We start from the raw sequence: 22,568 nt of genomic DNA on the forward strand, positions 1-22,568 counted from the left end.
CTTTTCGTAGTTACTGAGATTGGTTATATATAGGTTCGATGAAATGAATTAGGAGGGATTTGTGATGAAGCAAGGAGAAAAAATGGATGAATCGATGGAAAACGCTCATTCGATGAGTGGACACGACCATCACGATATGAATCATGGAATGAGCGAGCATGATCATCACGATATGGATCATGGAGGAATGGATCATTCAATGCATATGGGAAATTTCAAACAGAAGTTTTGGCTCTCACTTGTTTTGTCGATCCCGATCATCGTTCTTTCACCAATGATGGGGATGAAGCTGCCATTCCAATTTACCTTTCCTGGCTCTGAATGGGTCGTGTTGGTTTTGGCAACGATTCTCTTTGTTTATGGCGGACAGCCTTTTTTGAGCGGCGCTAAAATGGAATTAAAAATGAAGAGTCCAGCCATGATGACCTTGATTGCGATGGGGATATCAGTGGCATATATCTATAGTTTATATTCGTTTGTTGCCAATAAGGTTAATCCGCATGACCATGTGATGGATTTCTTCTGGGAATTAGCGACGTTGATCGTAATCATGCTGTTGGGGCACTGGGTAGAAATGAGTGCTGTTTCTAATGCTAGCAATGCGTTAAAGAAACTGGCGGAATTATTACCGGACGAAGTTACTAAACTTGAGGCCGATGGTGCGACCCAAAAAGTAAAACTGCAAGATGTTCATTCGGGTGATCTTTTGCTTGTACGTGCCGGAGATAAGATGCCGACTGATGGTAAAATTGCCGATGGTTCAACGATTGTGGACGAGTCAGCAGTAACCGGTGAATCCAAAGGTGTTCAGAAAAATATCGGTGATACGGTTATCGGCGGATCTGTTAATGGTGACGGGACGATTCAGGTAGAGGTGACCGGAACAGGCGAAGATGGTTATCTAGCAAAAGTTATGACCATGGTGAAGGAAGCACAGCAAGAAAAATCGAAGCTTGAATCGATTTCTGATAAAGTAGCCAAATGGTTGTTCTATGTAGCATTAGCTGCGGGTATCTTGACCTTTATCGCTTGGCTGATCGTTGCTGATCTGCCGCAAGCCTTGGACAGGATGGTGACGGTCTTTGTTATTGCTTGTCCACACGCGTTAGGATTAGCTATTCCTTTAGTTATTGCTCGTTCTACTTCGTTAGCTGCTAAAAATGGTCTATTATTGAAAAGTCGTCAAGCATTGGAACAAGGGAATCAATTGGACTATGTGTTCTTGGACAAGACAGGAACATTGACAGAGGGGAAATTTACAGTGACTGGTGTGGAGGAACTAGCCGATATGGATAAATCTGAAGTACTGAAATATATCGGTGCTTTAGAAAGTCAGACCAATCACCCACTAGCAGTCGGGGTCATGAATTATTTGAATTCGTCAAACATCTCCCCTTATCAAGCACAAGATGTCTCCACCTTAAAGGGTGTTGGAGTTCGAGGTACGGTGGAAGGCCACCAAGTTATTTTAGCTAATCAGAAGGAAATTGAGAAACGTCAATTAAGTTTTGATCAAGATAGATTGAATGAGTATCAAGCTCAAGGCAATACGATATCTTTTCTATTGATTGATGATCAGCTGATTGCTTTCTTCGCGATGGGCGATACATTAAAGGAACAAGCTCGAGACTTTATCAAGAGCTTGCGAAATGCTGGCATCGAACCTGTTATGTTGACTGGTGATAATAAATCAGCTGCTGAAGCTGTAGCTAATTACTTGGATATTAAAGAATTTTATAGTGAGCTTCTGCCAGATGATAAAGAAAAAATTATCAAGGACTATACCGACAAAGGTAAGAAGGTAATGATGGTGGGTGATGGAATCAATGATGCTCCTGCCTTGGCGAGAGCTTCTATTGGTATGGCGATTGGAGCAGGTACCGACATTGCAATTGATTCTGCTGATGTTGTTTTGACTAACAGTAATTTACAGGATATCTTAAAATTTGTACGTTTAGCAAAAAAAACACACAGTAAAATGATCCAAAATCTTTGGTGGGGAGCAGGCTATAATATTTTAGCGATCCCGCTTGCTGCAGGTGTTTTAGCTCCATTGGGAATCCTCTTAAGCCCTGCGGTTGGTGCGATTTTGATGTCTTTAAGTACAATTATTGTGGCAATCAATGCCATGACACTAAACGTCTGATTATTCAGACGCTTTTTTTTTTTTGCAAAAAGTTGAATAAAAACTTTCCCATGTTTTGTGCTATTTTTAAATTAGAGGAATTGCAATGAACAGAAAAGGGGATATAAAATATGATCTGGCAATTTATAATGAGAAAGAAAAATCAACGACAGCTACAATTAATTGCATTACTAAGAGAAGAACGATATACGGTAGGAGAATTAGCTAAGCATATAAAGACAAGCCCGAGAACAGTTTTACGACATCTTGATGAATTGCAGCAAAAGGGATATGTTTCAAAAGGAAAATATTGGCAGATAGATCAGCAGTACGAAACAAAATATTCAGAACTTTACCGAGGATTATTGATGGCTGATCCACGTTTTCAACTGTTTCGACAATATCTTTGGGGACACGCTTCAACGGAAATCGAATATAACAAATTTAAAGAGCTAAATCAGCATTTGCTTTGCTTGAATCTTTCAGCCAATCGTCGAACGGGCAATTTATTGGGAGAACAAGGGTTAATATTTTTGTTACAGCTGCGCTATTTGAGAGATTTCTATTATTTTGAGGAGCATGAGATTTATCAGCAGATAGATTATTATTATCGAAATTATCCTGGAGTGCCGATTAATAAAGCTCTATTCCCTGATGAATCAGTTATTGAATCCTTCATTGAAGAATTTGGTATAGAGTCGAAGTTTGCGGAGTTTTTCTTCTTTGATCATATGCGCTATCATTTTCAGCTTTTTACGGATTTTTATCATTGTCATCGAAACTATCAAACGGATTTATATCTAGAAGTGCAGCAAGCGACTCAAATTATTAAGGAGGTACTTGCTTTTGAAAGTGAAGTACTAAAAAATACATTCACGGTTAAGCTTTTTGATCTGTTTTTTGGAATACATCAAGGGCTTCCATTAATAATATTCAATCTGAAATGGGAGCAAGGTGCTGTAGCAGAAACGTATTATCGTCTTGGCAAAGAGTTAAAACGGCAGATCCCTATGTTGACTAATTGCCGAGTGGACGAATTGGCGTTAGCTTTGAAAAATATTGTTTTTACAAGCTATCATGTGGCGCTAACAACAACCCCAAATCTAGCTTCTTCATTTTCGATTCAAGAACGATATGAGAAAATTATATGTTCTAAATAAGGAAAGTAAGATGAAGATTTTTCTTCAAGAAAGGTTATGCTATAATGATGAAGACTACGTAAAGGACGCCATTTTAGTTCGTGTGACGCTACTATTTTTCGCGCGAATAATAAAATGAGGTACAGATAAAAGAGAATTTAGCTCTTTCGTTAGAGAGGCTATGAAATTAGGAGGAGAGCAGAGTGGGATTACGAAAACTAGATGTTCCGACATCTTCGATTACAGAAGTAAAAAAATCACCAATGGATGTTTTTGCTCAAGCTCGCAAGGCGGAGACTGGTGTTTATATCTTTAACCGTGAAAAAATTGCTGGTGTAATGCTTACTAAAGAACAATATGAAGCGTTGGTGGAGGAATTAAATACTTTACGAGATACTTTATATCAGCCAGTAGAACGAGAATTACCAGTTCCAGAAGAATTGGAAGAGTTGGCAACGGCGTTGAGAACCACTCTAGCAAAGGGCTCAGTTATCTCTGCTAGGTATTTAGATGAACGAATGGTGGCCACAGGATTCATTACCAAAAAAACTGGTTTCGGCGGTGTGACGGAAATGATGAAAGAGCTGGAAGATACGGGGAAAATTATCTATCAGCTGCGTCGACGTGAGCATAATAAAGTCATTTACGCTGAAATTTTCGGCGAACCCCAAGAATTTCAACGAGGATCTGCTGACAAGCTGATGATCCGTAAAGTTAATCTGATTGAACGATAGACAGTGAAAACTGTCTATTTTTTTTTTGATTTAGCAGATTAGTCGAATAGTATGTATACAAAATCGGCTGATTTCCCCACACTAGAAAAAATACTACTATAAATGAGTTCGCTAAAATTGAGTGCTATCATTTTATTACTAACGCATCATTCTTAAGTTCCTCTTATTTCCAGCATGATTAATTGTCTGTGAACAGACGTTCGGGTATAATAGTTAATGGAAGAAGGATGGAAGAGGAGGCGAAAATGATGGCTGAGTTGGTATTTCCATTAAAAAATGATATCTCGAGAAAAATTATTCATATGGATATGGATGCTTTTTTTGCCTCAGTCGAAGAGCGGGATGATCCTGAACTGGCAAAACATCCGCTGGTGATCGCACGCCATCCCTCTGATACGGGCGGGAAGGGTGTTGTAACTACAGCGAATTACAAGGCAAGGGTATATGGGATACATTCTGCTATGAGTGCACAGAAGGCGTTTGAGCTGTGTCCGCAAGCAATTTTCAAGCCTGGTGATCACGAGAAATACAGCGCGGTTTCAAAACAGGTCCGAGCCATTTTTCACCGATACACTGATATTATTGAACCAGTTTCTATTGATGAAGCCTATCTTGATGTGACAGAAAATAAGATTGATGCACGTTCAGCCATTAAAATCGCCCGAATGATTCAGCAGGATATTTGGCAAGAACTTCAGCTGACTTGCTCTGCTGGTGTCAGCTATAATAAATTTTTAGCTAAGCTGGCTTCTGATTATCAGAAGCCTAAAGGTATGACTGTGATCTCTCCAGAAGAAGCCGTTACTTTCTTGAAACGATTGCCGATCGAAAAGTTTCATGGTGTAGGTAAGAAGACGGTGCCAAAAATGAATGAGTTTGGCATCTTTACTGGTGCGGATTTGTATGAGAAGAGTGAAATGTTTTTGATTCAGGAGTTTGGCAAAATGGGTTACTCTTTATATCGTAAGGTCCGAGGGATTCACGATTCACCAGTAAGCGTGACTCGCGAGCGTAAATCTGTAGGCAAAGAGCATACTTACGGTCGTCCGTTAACAACAGAGGATGAAGTATTAACTCAATTGCGACAACTGGCGGAAAAAGTTGAGCATTCATTAAAACGAGTGCAGCGCCACGGTAAAACGGTGGTGGTCAAGATTCGTTATGCGGACTATACAACAGTCACGAGACGCGTGACTTTGCCATATTACATAGAAAAGAAAGAAGAGCTATTTTCTCAAGCGAGCTTGATTTGGGAAGAGATTGGCGGCGTAGAAAAAGGGATCCGATTGGTCGGTATTACCTTGACCAATCTAGATCCCGTCGCCTATGAAAATATTGTGCTGCCATTATGGGAAGAGCGATTAAATTAGTTCGCTCTTTTTTATTTGTTCAAAGGCTTTTTCTGAGTCATGAAGCTTTTCCCAAATCACTACTTCGCCCTTTGCTAAAGATTTTTTGACATCAATGATTCGTTGATTTGAACTGCCGCGGAATTGCAGCATCAAATTTTTCTTTGAGATATCAAAACGACCATCGACCAAGATATCGATCTTGCCCAGCATTTCTAATTTATCCTCGCTATCTAGCAGCAGTTCTTCAAACGTATAACCGGTCCAAGACCAGATATCCTTACTATCGCCAAATTCGGAGCGAAGTCGATCGATCACTTTCAAGCAGACTTGAGTATTTAAGAAAGGCTCGCCCCCTAAAAAGGTAACACCTTGGACATAATCATGAGCTGTATCAGTGATCAGCTGGTCTTCTAGTTCTTGTGTGAATGGTTTGCCGTATCGGAAATTTTGTGAAGCGGCGTTGAAGCAGCCTTCGCAGGCAAAGGGGCAGCCGCTGACATAGAGACTGTTGCGGACGCCTTCACCATCTACAAAATTGAAGGCCTTATAATCAGCGATATATTGTTGACTTAGTTCACTTGCCAGCCATTCTTTCGGTTTAGGATTACGCATATTTTTCACCTTTCAAATAAAACAGGGAGCGGCAAAGAACGCCGTCCCTGTCAATAGTCTGTTGTCCAACACAAAGAACGAATGTCGTTCTTTGCAAACCTTTATTATTTCATGTGTTTTACACGAGATGCAATCTCTTCATGACGACCGTGAACCATCGGACGTGCTTGAGGGTTTCCTAGGTAACCGCAAGTCCGTTTCACTACATCGCATGATTTCGGATCGTGATTGCCGCATTGTGGACATTCAAAACCACGTTTTGTTGGTTTGAAGTCGCCTTCGAAACCACATTCGTAGCAATGATCGATCGGAGTATTCGTGCCTAGATATGCGATACGGTCATAACCATAGTCCCAGACAGCTTCCAAAGATTTTGGATTTTGCTGCAAGACAGGGTATTCACAGTAGTGGATGAAGCCGCCGGAACAATATTTAGGATAATCTTTTTCAAAATCTAGTTTTTCAAACGGTGTTGGATTTTTTCGAACATCGTAATGGAAACTATTAGTATAGTAGTCTTTGTCCGTAATGTTCTCAACGATACCAAAACGTTCAGTATCTAGACGGCAGAAGCGGTCCGTTAAGCTTTCACTTGGTGTTGAGTAAACGCTAAAGTGATAGCCATATTCATTACCCCAAGCATCTGCGTGTTCCTTCAAATCTTTCATAATGTCGATGGTAAATTCTTTTGCTTCATCATTACCTTCCCATTCTCCACCGTAAAAGACACTGGCTACTTCATAAAGGCCAATATAACCTAGAGAAATTGTTGCACGTTTATTCTTAAATAATTCATTAACCGCATCAGTACGTTTCAAACGTTTGCCAAAAGCACCGTATTGATAAAGAATTGGTGCGTTTGCTGGAGTGGCTTCTTTACAACGGTCGATTCGGAAGACTAGGGCATCTTTTGCGATTTGAAGCCGTTCTTCTAATAATGACCAGAATTTTTCTTTATTGCCGCCAGATTCTAAAGCAATTCGTGGCAAGTTTAATGTAACAACTCCAAGGTTCATCCGACCAGCATTGATTTCTTCACCTTGTTCATTTTTCCAGCCTTGTAAGAACGAGCGACAGCCCATTGGTACTTTGAAACTGCCTGTTAATTCGATCAGCTTATCGTAGTTCAAGATATCCGGATACATCCGTTTTGTTGCGCATTCTAACGCAAGTTCTTTGATGTCGTAGTTTGGATCGTTTGGCTCTAAGTTTGTTCCGCGACGTAAGGTGAAAATCAACTTAGGGAAAATCGCTGTCCGTTTTTCGCTGCCTAAACCTTCGATTCGGATTTGTAAGATTGCTTTTTGGATCTCACGTTCAAACCAATCAGTTCCCAAACCGAAGCCTAGAGAAGTGAAAGGTGTTTGTCCATTTGAAGTAAACAGAGTATTGATTTCATATTCCAAACTTTGCATGGCATCGTAAATATCTTTGCGTGTCTTTTGTTTTGCGAAAGCTTTTTGCTTTTCAGGATTATCGATCCATTCTTCTGCATCTTTTAAGTGTTTATCGTAATTTAGGCGCGCAAAAGGAGCTAATAGCTCATCTGTACGGTCTGCCGAACAACCGCCATATTGGCTAGATGCCACATTAGCGATGATTTGCGAGATTTGGGCGGTTGCTGTTTGGATCGATTTTGGACTTTCAACTTCCGCATTCCCAATTTTGAAGCCATTGTTCAACATCCCTTTGAAGTCAATCAAACAGCAGTTAGTCATTGGTGTATAGGGATGATAGTCCAAGTCATGATAATGAATGTCTCCTTTTTGGTGCGCGTTTGCCACGTGAGGAGGCAGCATCTTTAAACCGATTGATTTGCCGACGATCCCTGCAGTTAAATCACGTTGTGTGTTAAAAACATCACTATCTTTATTGGCATTTTCATTGACGACCGTTTGATCCTTATTGATTAATTTACCGATCGTAAAATTGATATCGGTCGCTTTGCTGCGTTGGAAGTCGCGGCGTGTCCGATAATTGATATATTCTTTTGCCAGCTCATATTCGTTGTGTTCTAATAATGTATGCTCCACGATGTTTTGGATTTCATATATTTTAATATCGCTAGTAAAACGTTCTGAAATTTCTGCATCTACTCGCTCAACAATTGACTGGATACGTTCATGAGCCAGAGGATCGACCGATCCTTTGATTTTCGTTTCTGCTTTGATCAAGGCATCATAAATTTTTTGATCATCAAATGCTGTGTGACGACCATCACGTTTTACGACCTTAATATTTTTTAGCGACGGTTGATATTCGTTGAACAACGAATCTTTTGTGTGGATTTCCATCATTGCAAACAACTCCATTCCTTTAAAGTTCATTATCAATCATATAGTATTTCTGATGTGGTTGCAACGATATATAGTATTATTTTTTTGCCAAAAAAGAAAAACACACCATATATAGTGTGCTTGTTTACTGAAAGATAAAAGAAAGCTGATAAGGCCAAGCTTCCAAATAAGATAAAATAACTGAAAAAATTTTTTCCTAAAAAGTGAAAAAAATGTAAGATTATTGAAGGTCGTTTCACATAAGAATCCACCTCAAATATGATACCATAAAAGAAAAAAATTAGATGTTACAAATAGATTTCAGTCCAATATTTTTCGCTTATATTTTGCTGTTGATTAAGTTTTAAGTGGAATGAAGTGAACGCTAACCAAAAGGTAAGTGATTAAGACCTATTGAATGGTATGCTTACTTAGACAAAATTAACAATCATACTGAAAATATTTCCTCTAAGTTGAGATAGAAATAGGAGGGGAACAAATGGAAAAAATTATTAAGGTACAGCATTTAAGTAAAAGCTATGGCACACGAAACAATAAAGTGAATGTCTTAAATGATTTAAATTTTACAGTTGAGAAGGGCGAATTTGTCGGTATTATGGGACCCAGTGGGGCTGGGAAAACGACGTTGATGAACATTCTTTCGACAATATTATTGCCGACAATGGGGTCGGTTAAGATTGCCGGAGCGGATATCACCCAGATGCGTGAGAGCCGCTTAACAGATTTTCGCCGAGAAAAAATGGGATTTATCTTTCAGGATTTCAATTTGATTGACAGTTTGACTGTCAAGGATAATATTATTCTACCGCTGACTGTCAGCAAGCTTTCAAATGATGAGATTGAAGACCGGGTACTTCGTTTAGCAAGGATATTAAAAATTGAGCATATTCTAGCGCGCTATCCAGAAGAAATTTCGGTTGGACAGCAGCAGCGGACAGCAGCAGCTCGGGCTCTGATCAGTAAGCCGCTAGTTTTATTTGCTGATGAGCCGACAGGTTCCTTGGATTCGAAAGCAGCTACAGAGTTTTTAAATTACTTGGATGAAGTGAATCTTCATGAGGAAACGACGATTTTGATGGTGACTCATGATCCGTACACTGCCAGCTACTGCAACCGAGTCTTGTTTATCAAAGATGGACGCTTTTTCTCTGAGATCGTTCGCCGTTCTTCCCGCAAAGACTTCTTTGAGAAAGTAATCGACATGCAGGCGACAATCGGCGGGGGTGGGAAAGCCAATGCTGATTAGAATTATTTGGCGCGGCTTCAAAAAACAATTATCTAACTACCTAATCTTTTTCTTCAGTCTGATTTTTGCGGTAATGGTTTATTATTCCTTTACTGCAATGACGTATGAGCAGCCTCTGATCCGCAGTGCAGGAAAAAATACCCAACTTGTTGGAATGCTGGGCTTTGGCAGCTTTGCCGTTGTTTTAATATTGCTTTTTTTTATGGCGAATACCAATCGTTTCTTCATTGAAAATCGTCGTAAAGATATCAGTATTTTCCATTTATATGGCTTAAACTACTATCAGATATGCCTTTGGTTCATTTTAGAGATTTTTTTTATTGGAATTTTTTCTTTTATGATTGGTATTGGCCTGGGGGTCCTGTTATCCAAGCTCTTTAGTATGATTTTGGTTAAGGCGATGGATCTGCCGTTACAAGTACATTTCTTTTTTTCAACCGATGCCGTTGTAGCTACTGGCCTAGTGGTGTTGTTCATTCTCGGAGTAGTTTCATTGCAGATTCTTTGGCTAGTATCGGGGTACAAGTTCTCTCATCTTAAAAAGCTTCAGTTGCGAAAGATACAGGCAATGAAAATATCGCTATGGAAAAAAATCTTAGGTGTAATCGGTGTATTGCTTTTATTGGGCGGCTGGGGAATGGCAATAAGCTATATTGACTTTGCTCGCGAAGCAAGTGAATATTTTGGGTTGATTCAAGGAAACGGGTTGTTGATGGGTGGAATTTTTCTCTTATGTGTCATCGGAAGCTATTTGTTTTTCGCCTTTACATTACGCTGGTACAATTCCTATCGTCCGAAGCGATTAAATAAAAACCTCGGTATGCTATCACGTAGCGAATGGCAGCTGCGCTTGTTCAGCGAGTGGCGTTTCTTTGGTTCTATTACAGTTGCTTTGGGCTTGGCGCTAGCGATCTTGGGCGGAATGGCAGCAGTTGTTTCGTTAGAAATGCGTTCAGTGAATGAGATTGCTCCAGCCTCTTTGATGATTACACGGGAAAGCTATGAAAAAATCGCGCCTAAGCTGCAGGAAATGAGACCTTATCAACGACAATCCCTGAATTTTAAAACAGTACCTGCTAAGCAAAGTGTCGAAATTTCTGGTGAAGGTATGAACTCGCAGCCGGAGATTATGGATATGGTTTCTCTTTCAGATTATCGTTCATTTCAAAAAACGAATCCGACTTTGCGGGATATTTCTTTGAAAACGGCGAGTTCGACGGTCGTTTTGAGTTCTTATCAACGATATTTAAATGACTATACTCATTACAGCAAAAGCATTTACCTGAAGAATCGACGGTTGAAGGTGCAAGAGACACATCCAAATTTCTTTGGCGATACAAATCTGCGTTATGGAACTGGAATGATCGTTGTTTCGGATAAGCTGTTTAATGAAACCCCAGGTCTCAGTTATACTATTGAAGTGATCGATGTGAAGAATCACAACGAAGAAAAACTAAATCGGTTGATTCGTAAGCGTTTGAAGGGCGATTGGGATTTTCCAATCCACTACAAACTAGCTTGGAAAAACAAGCAAATTATCGGAGAGGTAAGTAAGGGCGAAGGCTCTAAAAAAGAGGATTCGACAATCTATCGATCAGAATATACGTCCTATCAGGAAGTTTATCGCATGACTCGCAGCAGTATGGGACTAGTTTTGTTCGTTGTGACTTTTGTAACAGCCACTTTTATTATTACGACAGCCAGTATGGTGACCCTTCGCCAGCTCTCAGAATTTAAGCAGAAACGAAAAAAATATGCTTTGTTACGGCAGGTGGGGATTCCGGACAAGACTATTTATCAGGAAATCAAACGAGAGAATCGGGTTGTTTTTTTCATTCCAGCAATTTTAGCATTGATTCATAGTATACTGGCACTCTCGGTAATCTCACATATCGCTAAAAATGCGGATTATTGGTTTGTATATCTATTTTGTGGATTGATGTTAGTTGTTTATGCGTTGTTCTATTGGATCTCTTGTGTCTATCAGAAGAAACTTCTATAAAAATATGATGAATGAGGTATATCAATTGGGTTTGGTATATCTCTTTTTTTGTTGGGATAAAGTAGAACAGGCTTACAAAAAGGTCTAGCAAAGAGTACTAGGCTCTGCCTTTCTGTCTTGTTGAAAACCATATCTTTAAAATGGTGATCAGACATGTGACAAAACTGTTCGTTTGAGAGCGCTATATGTAAGAAGAACAAATGGAAGATTTTCGCCAGCGTTCTATAATAATCACAAAAGAAAAAGGAGAGGGCGATCGGATGAGGGATTTTTATAAAAAACCTGCTGCTCGTTACTGGTTAAGTTTTATTGGAAAGACGATTTTTTACTTTGCCGTCCTTTTGATTCTAGTTTACTTATACCATTACAGAAGCATTCAAGGTGGTAATTTTATCTACAACGAATTTTAATACGAATTCGTTCTTGGACCGAATGGAGGGATAATCATGCAAAATATTATTGAAGCAATCGATAAATTGGCGAGTGAAAAACCAGAAGCAGTCGCTTATCAATCAGAAACAGAGACGTTCAGTTATCAAACCTTGCGTCAATGGTCAAATAGTCTGGCTTATTTTTTGAATCAACACGTAGCCGCTGAAAAACCTATTGTTGTGTTTGGCGAATTAGAATTTGAAATGATCGCCAGTTTCCTAGGTTCAGTTAAAAGCGGTCATGCCTACATCCCAATCGAATCGAATACTCCATTGGATCGAATCCAATTGATTCTTGAAGTAGCACAGCCGGCGATGATTCTAAGTGTTTTGCCTTGGCCAGCAGAGATTCCTTTGGAGATTCCTGTGTTGACGCCAACGGATCTAGCGGAGATTTTTAACTCAGAACAAGAGCCAATCGACTTACAGCCCGTTTCAGAGGATGAAACGTTTTACATCATATTCACTTCTGGAACGACAGGTGTACCAAAAGGCGTCCAGATCAGTCATAAAAATCTATTGAGTTTTACGAATTGGGATTTGAAGGATTTTGGAATCAAAACGGGGATGCGTTTCTTATCGCAGGCACCTTATTCATTCGATTTATCTGTTATGAGTGTCTATCCTGCACTTTGCAGCGGCGGAACACTGGTGCCAGTGGAAAAATCTGTGATCAATGATTTCAAGAAATTATTCGAATTCTTACCGAAGCTAGCTTTAGAGGTGTGGGTATCGACACCATCCTTCATAGATATTTGTCTGATGGAAAAGACCTTCGATGGAGAACACGTTCCTTCATTAAAAATTTTCCAATTCTGTGGGGAAGAGTTAACACGTAAGACTGCAAAGGAATTATTGACACGTTTTCCAAATGCGAAAATTTTCAATACCTATGGCCCAACGGAAGCGACTGTTGCCATGACGCAAATTGAAGTGACAGATGAACTTCTAACTACGTATGATCGTGTGCCAATCGGTTATATCAAAGAAGATACCGAAGTCTTGATCTACGATGGAGATCAAGAAGTATCTGAAGGTGAAGCGGGAGAGATTATCATCAAAGGCCCCAGCGTGTCAAAAGGCTATATGCATAACCCGGAAAAAACAGCCGCAGCATTCTTTGAGATCGACGGCGTTCCAGCTTATCACACAGGTGATGCTGGAAGGCTGCAGGCAGATGGCTTACTCCTTTATGAAGGACGGATCGATTTTCAAGTGAAGTTGCATGGCTTTAGAATTGAACTGGAGGACATTGATCATCATTTAGAGAAAGTTTCCTATGTGAAGCAAGCAACCGTCGTTCCGAAATATCAAAATCATAAGGTTCAACAGCTGGTTGCTTATGTGGTTGTCAATGACAATGACTTTGAAAAAGCCTATCAGTTAACGAAAGCGATCAAAGAAGAGTTAGGTGAAGGTGTCATGGAATACATGATTCCGCAAAAATTTATTTATGTGGAGCACTTACCATTAACAGCAAATGGCAAGATTGATCGCAAGAGACTGATCAACGAGGTGAATAGCTGATGTTGATTCCTCACATGGTGCCCTATGCATCACCAATCTATTTCATCATTTTATTTGTAACGTTGTTGCCGTTGATTTTAAGTTTGCTGATTCGCGGCAAACGAATCGGCTGGTATCAATCTTTAATCACGTTGTTCTTTCTTTATATTTCCTTTGGCGGAAAGGACTATCGTCAAGGGCTGGCACTGATCGGCTACGTGATTTTCCAAAGCATTTTAGTATGGTGCTATCAGCACTATCGTAAGAATAAGAATCAAGCGAACATTTTTTACTTAGCAGTATTTTTAAGCATTGTGCCGCTGATCCTAGTTAAGGTGACACCATTTTTAGATGGGCAAAATTCCATCGTTGGTTTTCTAGGTATTTCTTACTTAACCTTCAAATCCGTTCAGATCATTATGGAAATGCGGGATGGGATGATCAAGGAATACAGCCCGTTGAACTACATCAAGTTCCTGCTGTTCTTCCCAACGATCTCTTCCGGTCCAATCGATCGGTATCGTCGTTTTGAAAAGGATTTGAACGAGCCCCCAGCACCGGAAAAATATGTGGATCTATTAGGCTCTGGTGTACATGATATTTTTGTCGGATTCCTATATAAATTCGTCATTGGCTATTATTTTGGTCAAGTATTGCTGCCGATCGTGGATCGGATGGCGATGCACCACGGAGGACTTTCTTGGGGCTTAGTCGGCTACATGTATGTGTATAGTATGTATTTATTCTTCGACTTCGCTGGTTACAGTTTGTTTGCCGTTGGTACCAGCAAGCTGATGGGCTATGAAACACCGCCCAATTTCAACAAGCCGTTCTTATCATGGAACATCAAGGAATTCTGGAATCGTTGGCATATGACGCTTTCCTTCTGGTTCCGTGACTATATTTATATGCGCTTGATGTTCACTTTGATCAAAAAGAAGACCTTCAAGAGTCGAATCGTGGCTTCGAATGTCGGCTACTTCGCTTTATTTTTGATCATGGGTGTATGGCACGGCCTGACTTGGTATTACATTTTATACGGTTTCTACCACGCTGCATTGATCTGTTTGACCGACGCGTGGCTGCGATTCAAGAAGAAACACAAGAAACAAATTCCATCTAATAAGTTTACCCACGCGTTGGCGATTTTCTTGACCTTCAACGCTGTCTGCTTGAGCTTTTTGATCTTCTCAGGCTTCTTGGATAAATTATGGTTTCATAACATTTTTCTAATGCGTTAGAAAGTTAACTACCTAAAAAACAAACACGAAATGGAGCGAGTAACATGGAAGACACATTATTCAGCATTTTAGAAGATATCACAGGAACAGAGGAAGTAAGAGACAATCCCGATGTGGATTTATTCGAAGAAGGCTTGATGGACTCATTAGCAACGGTTCAACTACTGGTTGAGATCGAAGGACAATTAGGCGTACAAGTGCCAGTTTCAGAGTTTGACCGCACTCAATGGAACACACCCAATAAAATTATCGAACAAGTGAAAGCTTTGCAAGATTAATGAAAAAGAAACTCTTCGGTATTTTTGGGCCGATTCTTTTAGCGGCAGTTTTATTGGTTCTTCTTTTTTTCTCGCCGTATAAAATTAACAGCAGCGATCCAAAGCTGATCAAGGCTGCATCCAGTTCAATGGCGGGAAATGTACTACGAGGGAACAGTATTACAAAGGAAGCTCTGAGTACCGACAATTATGTACCGTTCTTTGGTTCCTCCGAATTAAGCCGAATCAGCCCGTTTCATCCATCGGTCTTAGCCGAAAAATACGACCGAGGCTACACACCATTTCTGATGGGAGCACCAGGAACGCAATCGTTGACTCAGTTCATGATGATGCAGTCGTTGGGAAATGACTTGAAGCAGCGAAAAGTAGTTTTTATCATTTCTCCTCAATGGTTTGTCAAACACGGGATCAAGCGCGATTACTTTGATGCTTATTATTCTCCAGAACAAACCTTGCATTGGTTGCTGAATTTAAGAAAAGTTCAAGCGAGTGATAAGTATTTAGCTCAACGCTTGACGCATTATGGCGTGGTAAGAAAAGATGAACGATTAGACCGAATGTTAGCTGCTGTGATGGACGGGAAGCTGCCTGATAAAACGGATTTAGTTTTCAGTAAGTTGAAATTGAATATGTTGGAGCGGGAAGATGAACTATTCAGCACCATTGGTATGGTCAGCAAACAAGATATGATTGATAAAAACACGAAAGCTCTGCCTGAAAAATATGATCATACAGAATTAAATACGTTAGCCAATCAATTAGGTGAGCGGGCAACACAAGGAAATGAATTTGGGATTCAACGACGTTTTTATCATCAACGAATCAAACCACATATGAATCGTTTTGAAAATTCTCAAAAAAAATGGGATTATCGTTTTTCACCAGAATTCTCAGATTTCCAATTGGCATTAGATCAACTAGCGAAGGAACATGCGGATGCACTCTTTATTATTCCGCCGGTCAATGGTCGTTGGGCGGACTTTACCGGACTTTCAAAAGAGATGCTGAAGCAGTTTTCTGGTAAGATCAAGTATCAACTGACTTCACAAGGATTCAAAAATATCGCTGACTATACCGATCAAGAAAATACCCCATATTTTATGCAGGATACTATTCATTTAGGATGGAAAGGCTGGTTGGCAGCGGACGAAAAAATCGCTCCATTCTTGGCAGATCGCAAGTCACAGATTCAGAATTATAAAATTAATAATCAATATTTCTTAAGTAAAGAATGGCAAGAAATGAATCCTGCAGAAATAAAGTGAAAAAAGATAGTGCAAATAGCAGGACTCTGCGGTTGCACTATCTTTTTTCTAGTATTTACGAATCTGAGGGGGCGTATAATTGTTTATGAATTGATCGATTTCAATTAACGAGCTAGAAAATAAAGTCTTATTTCGATCCTCCTGGGTCAGAAAATTATTTTCTACCATACTGTCATATAGATTTTTCAATGGATCATAGAAGCCTTTTTCATTGAACAGTACACACGGATTCGCATTTTGACCGACTCTTGCCCAAGAAATCATTTCCGTGATTTCCTCTAATGTTCCTGGACCCCCAGGTAATGCGATACACGCATCTCCCAGCTCGAGCATTTTTTGTTTTCTTTCAGACATTGATGGAACGACATGCATTTCCGTTAAGTTAGGGTGGGCAAGTTCTCTTTCTATCAGAAAGGTAGGGATAACCCCAATTGCCTTACCCTTGTTGTTTAGTACAGAATCAGCAATTGTACCCATCAAACCAGCTTTTCCCCCACCATAAATGAGAGTATGCTTCTTTTCAGCAATCCATTCACCGAACTTTTCCGTTGTCTTTTGATAAATTGGGTCATTGCCGCTGCCGGCTCCACAATAAACGATGATATTCAAAATAAACCCTCTCTTTCATTTCTATTGATAGTAGTATATCATAGGATAAGAACTTACGTTCGTTAAAAAGAATGGAGGTCTTTTTTTGGATATTCAAGCGTATCAAGAGTGGATTGGGGACTTTTATAAAAAAAGAAATTGGTATCAATACGATCCATTTATACGATCAAATTTTCTTTCGGAAGAAGTTGGAGAAGTTTGTCGAGCAATCCGAACGATCGAGATTGGACGTGACCGACCAGATGAAAAACTGTCAGAGCGCTCTCAAGCAATCGAAAATTTAACAGAGGAATTAGGCGATGTTTTGGATAATCTTTTTATCATAGCCGACAAATATGAAATTTCTTTACAAGAAATAATGACGATTCATAAGCAAAAATTAGAACAGAGATACGATTGTTAGTGATCGTATCTCTGTTCCTTTTTATATTCTGCGGAAAAACTGACTTTGCAAAATACGCTCCTTCGGTTATTTCTGTGGATAATTTCTATAATAGAAGATCGCTAACTGTGTTCGATCACGTACCTCTAATTTTTCTAAAAGCTGACTGAGATTGTTTCGAACGGTTCCTTCACTGAGAAATAATTCCTGAGCGATTTCTTTATTATTTTTACCGTTAGCAACGGCAAATAGGATGCTTTCTTCGCGTTCGGATAATTCGATATTGTTCAGTTTTTGCGGTGTTTGGTCGGTCAAAATCGATGCTAATTTACCAACAACTTCCGTTCCGAAAACTGTTTGTCCATTATAAACGGCCTTGATTGCGGGCACGATACTGGCAAGCTCTTGTTTGATCAAGTAGCCTTTTACACCAATTTGCAATGCTTCTCGAATATATTCATCATCAGAAAATGTTGTAAGCAGTAGAATAACTGCGTCAGGAACTTGTTTAAAAATTTCTTTTGCTGCTTCAATCCCTGTGCTTTCCCCCATGCGAATGTCTGTTAGTAAAACGTCAGGACGCTCTTGCAAATAAAGCTTCACAGCCTCTGGGCCGGAGTTTCCGGTTCCAAGAACCTCGATCTCTTCAGATATTTCTAAAATAGTTTTTAATGATTCTGCCACTAATGGATCATCATCAACAATGACAACACGGATCATATCTTTCCTCCTTGAGTCTTTAATTTTGTTTTTCTGCAACTAAATGCCTCTTAATCATTCGCTTGAACTGATTGTGTTGCGAAGCGAGGAAGGGGTATCTTTCGGCACAATGATATGGATCAAAAAATTATTTGGAGTTTGTGAGATATGCAGTTGTCCGCCGATTTGTTCTATTCGCTGACGCATGCTTTTCAAACCGATCCCATCTCCATTTTTTTTGGCTAAAGTACCATTATCAAGAATTTGCAAGCGGTAAAAAGCAGGCAGCTCATTGAAGGAGAACGTAACTTTTGTTGCATTACTGTGCTTCATCACATTAGCCAGAGCTTCCTTCATCACCATTAATAGTGTTCGTTCTTGTTCTTGGTTCAGTTTTTCTGGAATCGCTCCTTTAATCTCTACTGCGGAAAATTGAAAATCCGCGATCAACAAATCTAGTCCCTTTTCAAAAGTCAAAGAAGTCTCATGTAAATCATGAACGCTTTCGCGTATATTATCCATCCCTATATGAATCGTCGACTTCAATTGTTCTAATGGTTTTTTTAAGCCATCGCTTTGATTGATCGCTTCGATAGCACCAAGTTGAATAATGGCGCTTGATAATAAATGCCCGACATTATCATGAATATCGCGGGCAATCCGATTGCGCTCCTCCGAAATTTCTAGGTCGATGAAGGTCTCTTGTGATTGTACTAATTCTTGGTTTTTTTGCTTTAACAGTTCTTGTTTTTCCCAACTGTCATCTTTCAGCTGCAGTAAAGCCTCTGTAACTTCCTCTTGTTTTTTTCCACGCCAAGCTAAGAGTAGGGAAAAACAGCTTAAGCAAACAATCAATAGCCGTTCAGGCGATGAAAGGCTGTCTTGAAATAGCAGCACAATCAAAACGATCAATCCCCAGCTCCAAATAATTTCCTCCCGCCAAGCAATTCTTAAATTTGCTGGTAAGAAGACAAGCAGCATCGGCCAAAAGAAACTTAAAATCAGTAACGGAAAAACGCCTAATGATTGACCGAATGTTTTTCGAAGCAGTAGTGCTGGTCCAGCAAGAAGAATACTCGCTAATAAATAAACGATCATATGCGGTTTAAACCCTTGTTGAAAAAGCAAAAAAATACCAATCAGTTCTAAAAAGAAAAAATCTACCCAATAATTATTTATTTTTTTCATTGCTGCTCCTAATTCATAGTAAAGTAGTTATCCAAAAAAGAGATTGAGACACATCATGTATACGGACACCTTGATCTAATGAAAAATGTGCAACAAGGCTCGAACAAAATGACATTTGTCATCTTATGATTGGCACAAACTCACTACAACGAAGTTTCTATTTTTATTATAGTAAATGTAAGAAGAAAAGGAAAAGGAGTTTTTAAAATGTTGATCGAAATCGAAAATTTAGTAAAACGTTATGGTGATTTCACCGCGTTGAATCATTTGAATCTATCAGTAAAAAAGGGTGAAATACTAGGATTATTGGGACCAAACGGTAGTGGGAAATCCACTACAATCAATTGTGTGCTCTCGTTATTGACCTATGATCGCGGTTCGATCAAGATCTTTGGAGAAGAGATGGGGCCTGAAAAATATGGAATCAAACAAAAAATTGGAGTTGTTCCACAAGACATTGCGCTTTTTGAAGAATTAAATGTTACAGACAACATCAATTATTTTTGTGGATTGTATGTCCAAGATAAGAATAAACGGGAACAATATGTCGAAGAAGTGATTCAGCTGGTTGGGCTAGAAGAATTCCGCAAGTTTTATCCGAAGCAATTAAGTGGAGGATTGAAGCGGCGCTTGAATATCGCATGCGGGATCGTGCATAAGCCGGAATTAATTTTCTTAGATGAGCCTACCGTAGCGGTCGACCCGCAAAGTCGAAACAAAATTTTGGATAGTATTAAAGAATTAAATCGTCAAGGAGCCACAATTGTTTATACGACTCATTATATGGAAGAAGTCGAAATACTCTGTAACCACATTGTGATTATTGATCAAGGTCAAGTAATCGCTGAGGGAAGCAAAGAGCAATTGAAAAATATGGTTCGAGAAAATGAGAAATTGATCATCGAGGTTCCAGGTTTGACCAAAGAGCAAGTTACGGCTGTTGGAGCTGCTCCATCTATTCTGGAAGTTTCTTACGATGAAAGCTATCTTCAAGTAACGACAAAAGATTTAAAAAACGCATTGTTACCAATCTTAAATTATTTTGAAGCAGAAAAAATTATGTATGCCAATATCCATACGCAAGAAGCGACATTGAATGATGTATTCTTGGAGATCACCGGAAAAGAATTAAGGGATTAGGGGTGAGGAAATGTTTGTACGTTTATTTATCTATCGTTTACGAGTTTTATTAAGAAATCGCAGCCTGCTATTTTGGACATTTGCTTTTCCTGTTGTTCTGGGTCTGTTGTTTAATTTAGCATTTGGAAATCTAGATGAAATGACAGCATTAGAAACTTCAACAGTAGGGATTGTTTCTGCGGATGATGCCAAATCAAAGCAGTTTGAATCGGTATTGAAGGAAATCAAAAATGATGATGAAGCACTATTTAAAAGCAAAGAACTATCGAAAAGGGAAGCGAGAACACAATTATCGGATGACAAAATTTCTGGTTATTTTGTAGTAGACGCTGACAATATTGAACTATTTGTTAGTAAAAGCGGTACTCAGCAAACCGTTTTAAAAGAACTGTTGAATCAATATCTGCAAAATACGGATAAAGTTGAAACGCTGATGGCTTCAGGAACAATACAGCCGCAAGCGATTAGTCAGGCTTTGGAGCAGAAAAGCTATGTAGAGGATGGCAACGGAACGGGGAATTTCAATCTGAAATCTTTTTACTTCTTTACTTTAGTGGGGATGACCGTAATGTATGGGTTTATGTGGGGACTTCGAAATGCTAATGATCAGCAAGCCAATCAATCACCAGAAGGGATGCGGCTATGTTTGATACCAAGGAATAAGCTGTTGGTATCATTTGCGAACATGTTGGCAAGCTTTGTTCTCTTCTTTGTCCAAACAACATTGATTCTAATGTTCTATCGCTTTGTTTACCAAGTTGAGTTTGGCGATCACTGGAACTATATTTTATTAGTCTGTGCTTTAGGTGCTTTTACAGCAATATCATTTGGTACTCTAATCGGTAACGCATTATCCAAGGTGGATTTCCAACAAAAAATTTCGATTGGAATCTCAATCTCCATGATCATGAGCTTTTTAGCAGGAATGATGGGCTCACAATCAATCAAATATTGGATCGATGTGCATGTGCCATTGTTAGGGCGGATCAATATCGTGAATTTAATCAGCGAAAGTTTATATCAGCTATTTTATTACCAATCGTTGAGCCCATTCTATCTCAACCTTCTATGGTTGGCAGGCTTTGGTATTTTATTTGTCCTGTTAAATTATTCATTTGAAAGGAAGGTGCAATATGACCACTTATAGAGCAATCCTGCAAATTCTAAAAAAGAATAAAGGGAGTCTTCTTCTAGGTGTTATTATCATGGCGGTGATTACACTTTTTTATGCAGGCCAGTTGACACAAGAGGCAGAAGAATTGACTGGAGCGAAGATTGCGATTCTTTCGGAAGATGATTCTGTAATTGAAAAAGGTTTTGTAGACTACTTAGGAAAGCAGCACACGATTGTAAAGCTGAAAGACACTTCTCAAAAAAGTTTAGATGATGCACTGTATTTTGACGAAGTGGAATATATTCTTGCAATACCTAAGAATTTCTCTGAGAAATTGACTAAAGGAGAGTCAGTGAAGCTGGAAAGTAAAACGCGCCCGGCGACATTTTCTCAATCTTTGGTAGATACGACAGTGAATAACTATTTAAACACCTATCTGACTTATCAAAAACAAATGCCGGAACTGACCCAAAAAGAGTTGTTGAAGAAAACCAAGACAACATTAAGTAAAGCTGGAAAAGTTCATTTCGATTCGAGCTACCATAAAAAGAAAAAACAAAATGTGACAGGACAGATTTACAATTTACTTGCTTATGGTATGTTCTTATCCATCTTCAGCGGTTATGCCGCAGTCAATTTGGCGTTTAATCGTGAAGAAATCCGTCGCCGAAATAGCTGTTCGCCGATTTCTCGGCGCAAACTGTCACGTAAAATATCGATTGGCAATTTAGCATACGCTGTATTTTGCTGGATACTCTTTTTAGCTTTTGTTTTATTTATCACTAAGGGGAGTTTCAATCAAGTGATGGGTTACTTCGTTTTAAATACGGTATCGTTCTTTGCGGCAATCGTTAGTTTCTCCATCTTGATTACAAGCATTTTACAAAATGAGGATGCGATTAGCGGTATCAACAATATTTTTATCATGGGAAGCTGTTTTGTTGGCGGTGTTTTTGTCCCAAGCGAATTTTTGCCAGATGCGGTGAATAAGCTTGCTGCATTCACTCCAACATATTGGTTTGCCCAAAATAATGAATTGATTGGTAAGACCGTTGACTTCAATCAAAGCTTCATGGATAAATTCATGTTTAATTCAGGAGTATTATTAGCTTTCGCGGCCGCATTTTGGGTGATTCATTTGATTACAATGCGTGAAAGAGGAAGCTGGGTATTAAAAAAGGCTCAGGTATAAGAAAAGCGTGTCCATA

20 protein-coding genes are annotated in these 22,568 nt (G+C 39.3%); 15 read left to right on the top strand and 5 right to left on the bottom strand.

From position 1 onward, the window contains the following. Nucleotides 1-64 precede the first annotated feature (64 nt). The 4 genes from IGI67_RS16085 (at nt 65) to dinB (ending at nt 5,368) form a co-directional block, all read left to right on the top strand. Nucleotides 65-2,146 carry a copper-translocating P-type ATPase gene (locus tag IGI67_RS16085; RefSeq protein ID WP_429958377.1) on the top strand — a complete coding sequence of 694 codons (2,082 nt, stop codon included), beginning with the start codon at nt 65-67 and terminating at the stop codon, nt 2,144-2,146. 110 nt (nt 2,147-2,256) lie between these two features. Next, complete coding sequence (locus IGI67_RS16090; protein ID WP_207106824.1) at nt 2,257-3,285, top strand: winged helix-turn-helix domain-containing protein; 1,029 nt, start codon at nt 2,257-2,259, stop codon at nt 3,283-3,285. 182 nt (nt 3,286-3,467) lie between these two features. After that, nucleotides 3,468-3,998, top strand: coding sequence for a hypothetical protein (locus IGI67_RS16095; protein WP_010745652.1), 531 nt, complete (start codon nt 3,468-3,470; stop codon nt 3,996-3,998). A 248-nt stretch (nt 3,999-4,246) separates the two neighbouring features. Then, nucleotides 4,247-5,368, top strand: a complete 1,122-nt coding sequence (gene dinB / locus IGI67_RS16100; RefSeq protein WP_429958378.1) for a DNA polymerase IV — start codon at nt 4,247-4,249, stop codon at nt 5,366-5,368. Here dinB and nrdG read toward each other — a convergent pair. Together nrdG and nrdD are read right to left on the bottom strand one after the other, a co-directional pair. After that, nucleotides 5,360-5,962, bottom strand: coding sequence for an anaerobic ribonucleoside-triphosphate reductase activating protein (gene nrdG, locus IGI67_RS16105; RefSeq protein WP_429958379.1), 603 nt, complete (start codon nt 5,960-5,962; stop codon nt 5,360-5,362). The genes dinB and nrdG overlap by 9 nt on opposite strands. A gap of 104 nt (nt 5,963-6,066) precedes the next feature. Then, entirely contained in the window at nt 6,067-8,259 is a 2,193-nt protein-coding gene (nrdD, locus tag IGI67_RS16110; RefSeq protein WP_429958380.1) for an anaerobic ribonucleoside-triphosphate reductase, read from the bottom strand. A gap of 478 nt (nt 8,260-8,737) precedes the next feature. Here nrdD and IGI67_RS16115 point away from each other — a divergent pair, with 478 nt between their 5' ends. The 7 genes from IGI67_RS16115 (at nt 8,738) to dltD (ending at nt 16,228) form a co-directional block, all read left to right on the top strand. Continuing rightward, nucleotides 8,738-9,505, top strand: coding sequence for an ABC transporter ATP-binding protein (locus IGI67_RS16115; protein WP_207106820.1), 768 nt, complete (start codon nt 8,738-8,740; stop codon nt 9,503-9,505). Continuing rightward, complete coding sequence (locus IGI67_RS16120) at nt 9,495-11,507, top strand: FtsX-like permease family protein (RefSeq protein WP_429958381.1); 2,013 nt, start codon at nt 9,495-9,497, stop codon at nt 11,505-11,507. Before IGI67_RS16115 ends, IGI67_RS16120 begins: the two co-directional genes overlap by 11 nt. Before the next feature lie 260 nt (nt 11,508-11,767). Continuing rightward, the gene (locus tag IGI67_RS16125; protein WP_429958654.1) at nt 11,768-11,917 is read left to right on the top strand and encodes a teichoic acid D-Ala incorporation-associated protein DltX; all 150 of its coding nucleotides are present in this window, start codon (nt 11,768-11,770) and stop codon (nt 11,915-11,917) included. 36 nt (nt 11,918-11,953) lie between these two features. Continuing rightward, complete coding sequence (gene dltA / locus IGI67_RS16130; protein WP_429958382.1) at nt 11,954-13,465, top strand: D-alanine--poly(phosphoribitol) ligase subunit DltA; 1,512 nt, start codon at nt 11,954-11,956, stop codon at nt 13,463-13,465. Then, nucleotides 13,465-14,685 carry a D-alanyl-lipoteichoic acid biosynthesis protein DltB gene (dltB, locus tag IGI67_RS16135; RefSeq protein WP_429958383.1) on the top strand — a complete coding sequence of 407 codons (1,221 nt, stop codon included), beginning with the start codon at nt 13,465-13,467 and terminating at the stop codon, nt 14,683-14,685. The genes dltA and dltB overlap by 1 nt, the downstream gene beginning before the upstream one ends. Before the next feature lie 44 nt (nt 14,686-14,729). Next, nucleotides 14,730-14,963: a D-alanine--poly(phosphoribitol) ligase subunit DltC gene (gene dltC / locus IGI67_RS16140; protein WP_207106816.1), complete on the top strand. Its 234-nt coding sequence runs from the start codon at nt 14,730-14,732 to the stop codon at nt 14,961-14,963. Continuing rightward, nucleotides 14,963-16,228 carry a D-alanyl-lipoteichoic acid biosynthesis protein DltD gene (gene dltD / locus IGI67_RS16145; RefSeq protein WP_207106815.1) on the top strand — a complete coding sequence of 422 codons (1,266 nt, stop codon included), beginning with the start codon at nt 14,963-14,965 and terminating at the stop codon, nt 16,226-16,228. The genes dltC and dltD overlap by 1 nt, the downstream gene beginning before the upstream one ends. A 48-nt stretch (nt 16,229-16,276) precedes the next feature. Here the strand turns inward: dltD and IGI67_RS16150 are convergent, their stop codons facing one another. Then, on the bottom strand, nt 16,277-16,837 hold the full coding sequence (locus tag IGI67_RS16150) for a TIGR00730 family Rossman fold protein (RefSeq protein WP_429958384.1): 561 nt from the start codon (nt 16,835-16,837) through the stop codon (nt 16,277-16,279). A gap of 85 nt (nt 16,838-16,922) precedes the next feature. Here IGI67_RS16150 and IGI67_RS16155 point away from each other — a divergent pair, with 85 nt between their 5' ends. Next, nucleotides 16,923-17,240, top strand: a complete 318-nt coding sequence (locus IGI67_RS16155) for a MazG nucleotide pyrophosphohydrolase domain-containing protein (protein WP_207106813.1) — start codon at nt 16,923-16,925, stop codon at nt 17,238-17,240. 66 nt (nt 17,241-17,306) lie between these two features. On the opposite strand, the gene IGI67_RS16160 is transcribed toward IGI67_RS16155, so the two are convergent. Both IGI67_RS16160 and IGI67_RS16165 read right to left on the bottom strand, forming a co-directional pair. Continuing rightward, a complete protein-coding gene (locus IGI67_RS16160) occupies nt 17,307-17,939 on the bottom strand; it encodes a response regulator transcription factor (protein ID WP_207106812.1) in 633 nt (210 codons plus the stop codon). Nucleotides 17,940-17,993: 54 nt separating this feature from the next. After that, nucleotides 17,994-19,106 carry a sensor histidine kinase gene (locus IGI67_RS16165; protein ID WP_207106811.1) on the bottom strand — a complete coding sequence of 371 codons (1,113 nt, stop codon included), beginning with the start codon at nt 19,104-19,106 and terminating at the stop codon, nt 17,994-17,996. Nucleotides 19,107-19,313: 207 nt separating this feature from the next. Between IGI67_RS16165 and IGI67_RS16170 the strand changes: the two genes are divergently transcribed. From IGI67_RS16170 to IGI67_RS16180, 3 genes are read left to right on the top strand one after another with little or no spacing between them, the layout of a single operon-like run. Beyond that, a complete protein-coding gene (locus IGI67_RS16170) occupies nt 19,314-20,246 on the top strand; it encodes an ABC transporter ATP-binding protein (RefSeq protein WP_207106810.1) in 933 nt (310 codons plus the stop codon). A 10-nt stretch (nt 20,247-20,256) separates the two neighbouring features. Further along, nucleotides 20,257-21,393 carry an ABC transporter permease gene (locus IGI67_RS16175; protein WP_429958385.1) on the top strand — a complete coding sequence of 379 codons (1,137 nt, stop codon included), beginning with the start codon at nt 20,257-20,259 and terminating at the stop codon, nt 21,391-21,393. Continuing rightward, on the top strand, nt 21,380-22,552 hold the full coding sequence (locus tag IGI67_RS16180; protein WP_429958386.1) for an ABC transporter permease: 1,173 nt from the start codon (nt 21,380-21,382) through the stop codon (nt 22,550-22,552). Before IGI67_RS16175 ends, IGI67_RS16180 begins: the two co-directional genes overlap by 14 nt. Nucleotides 22,553-22,568: the final 16 nt, after the last annotated feature.

The sequence above is a fragment of the Enterococcus sp. AZ196 genome (assembly GCF_050498845.1).
GTDB classification, from domain to species: Bacteria; Bacillota; Bacilli; order Lactobacillales; family Enterococcaceae; genus Enterococcus_A; species Enterococcus_A murrayae.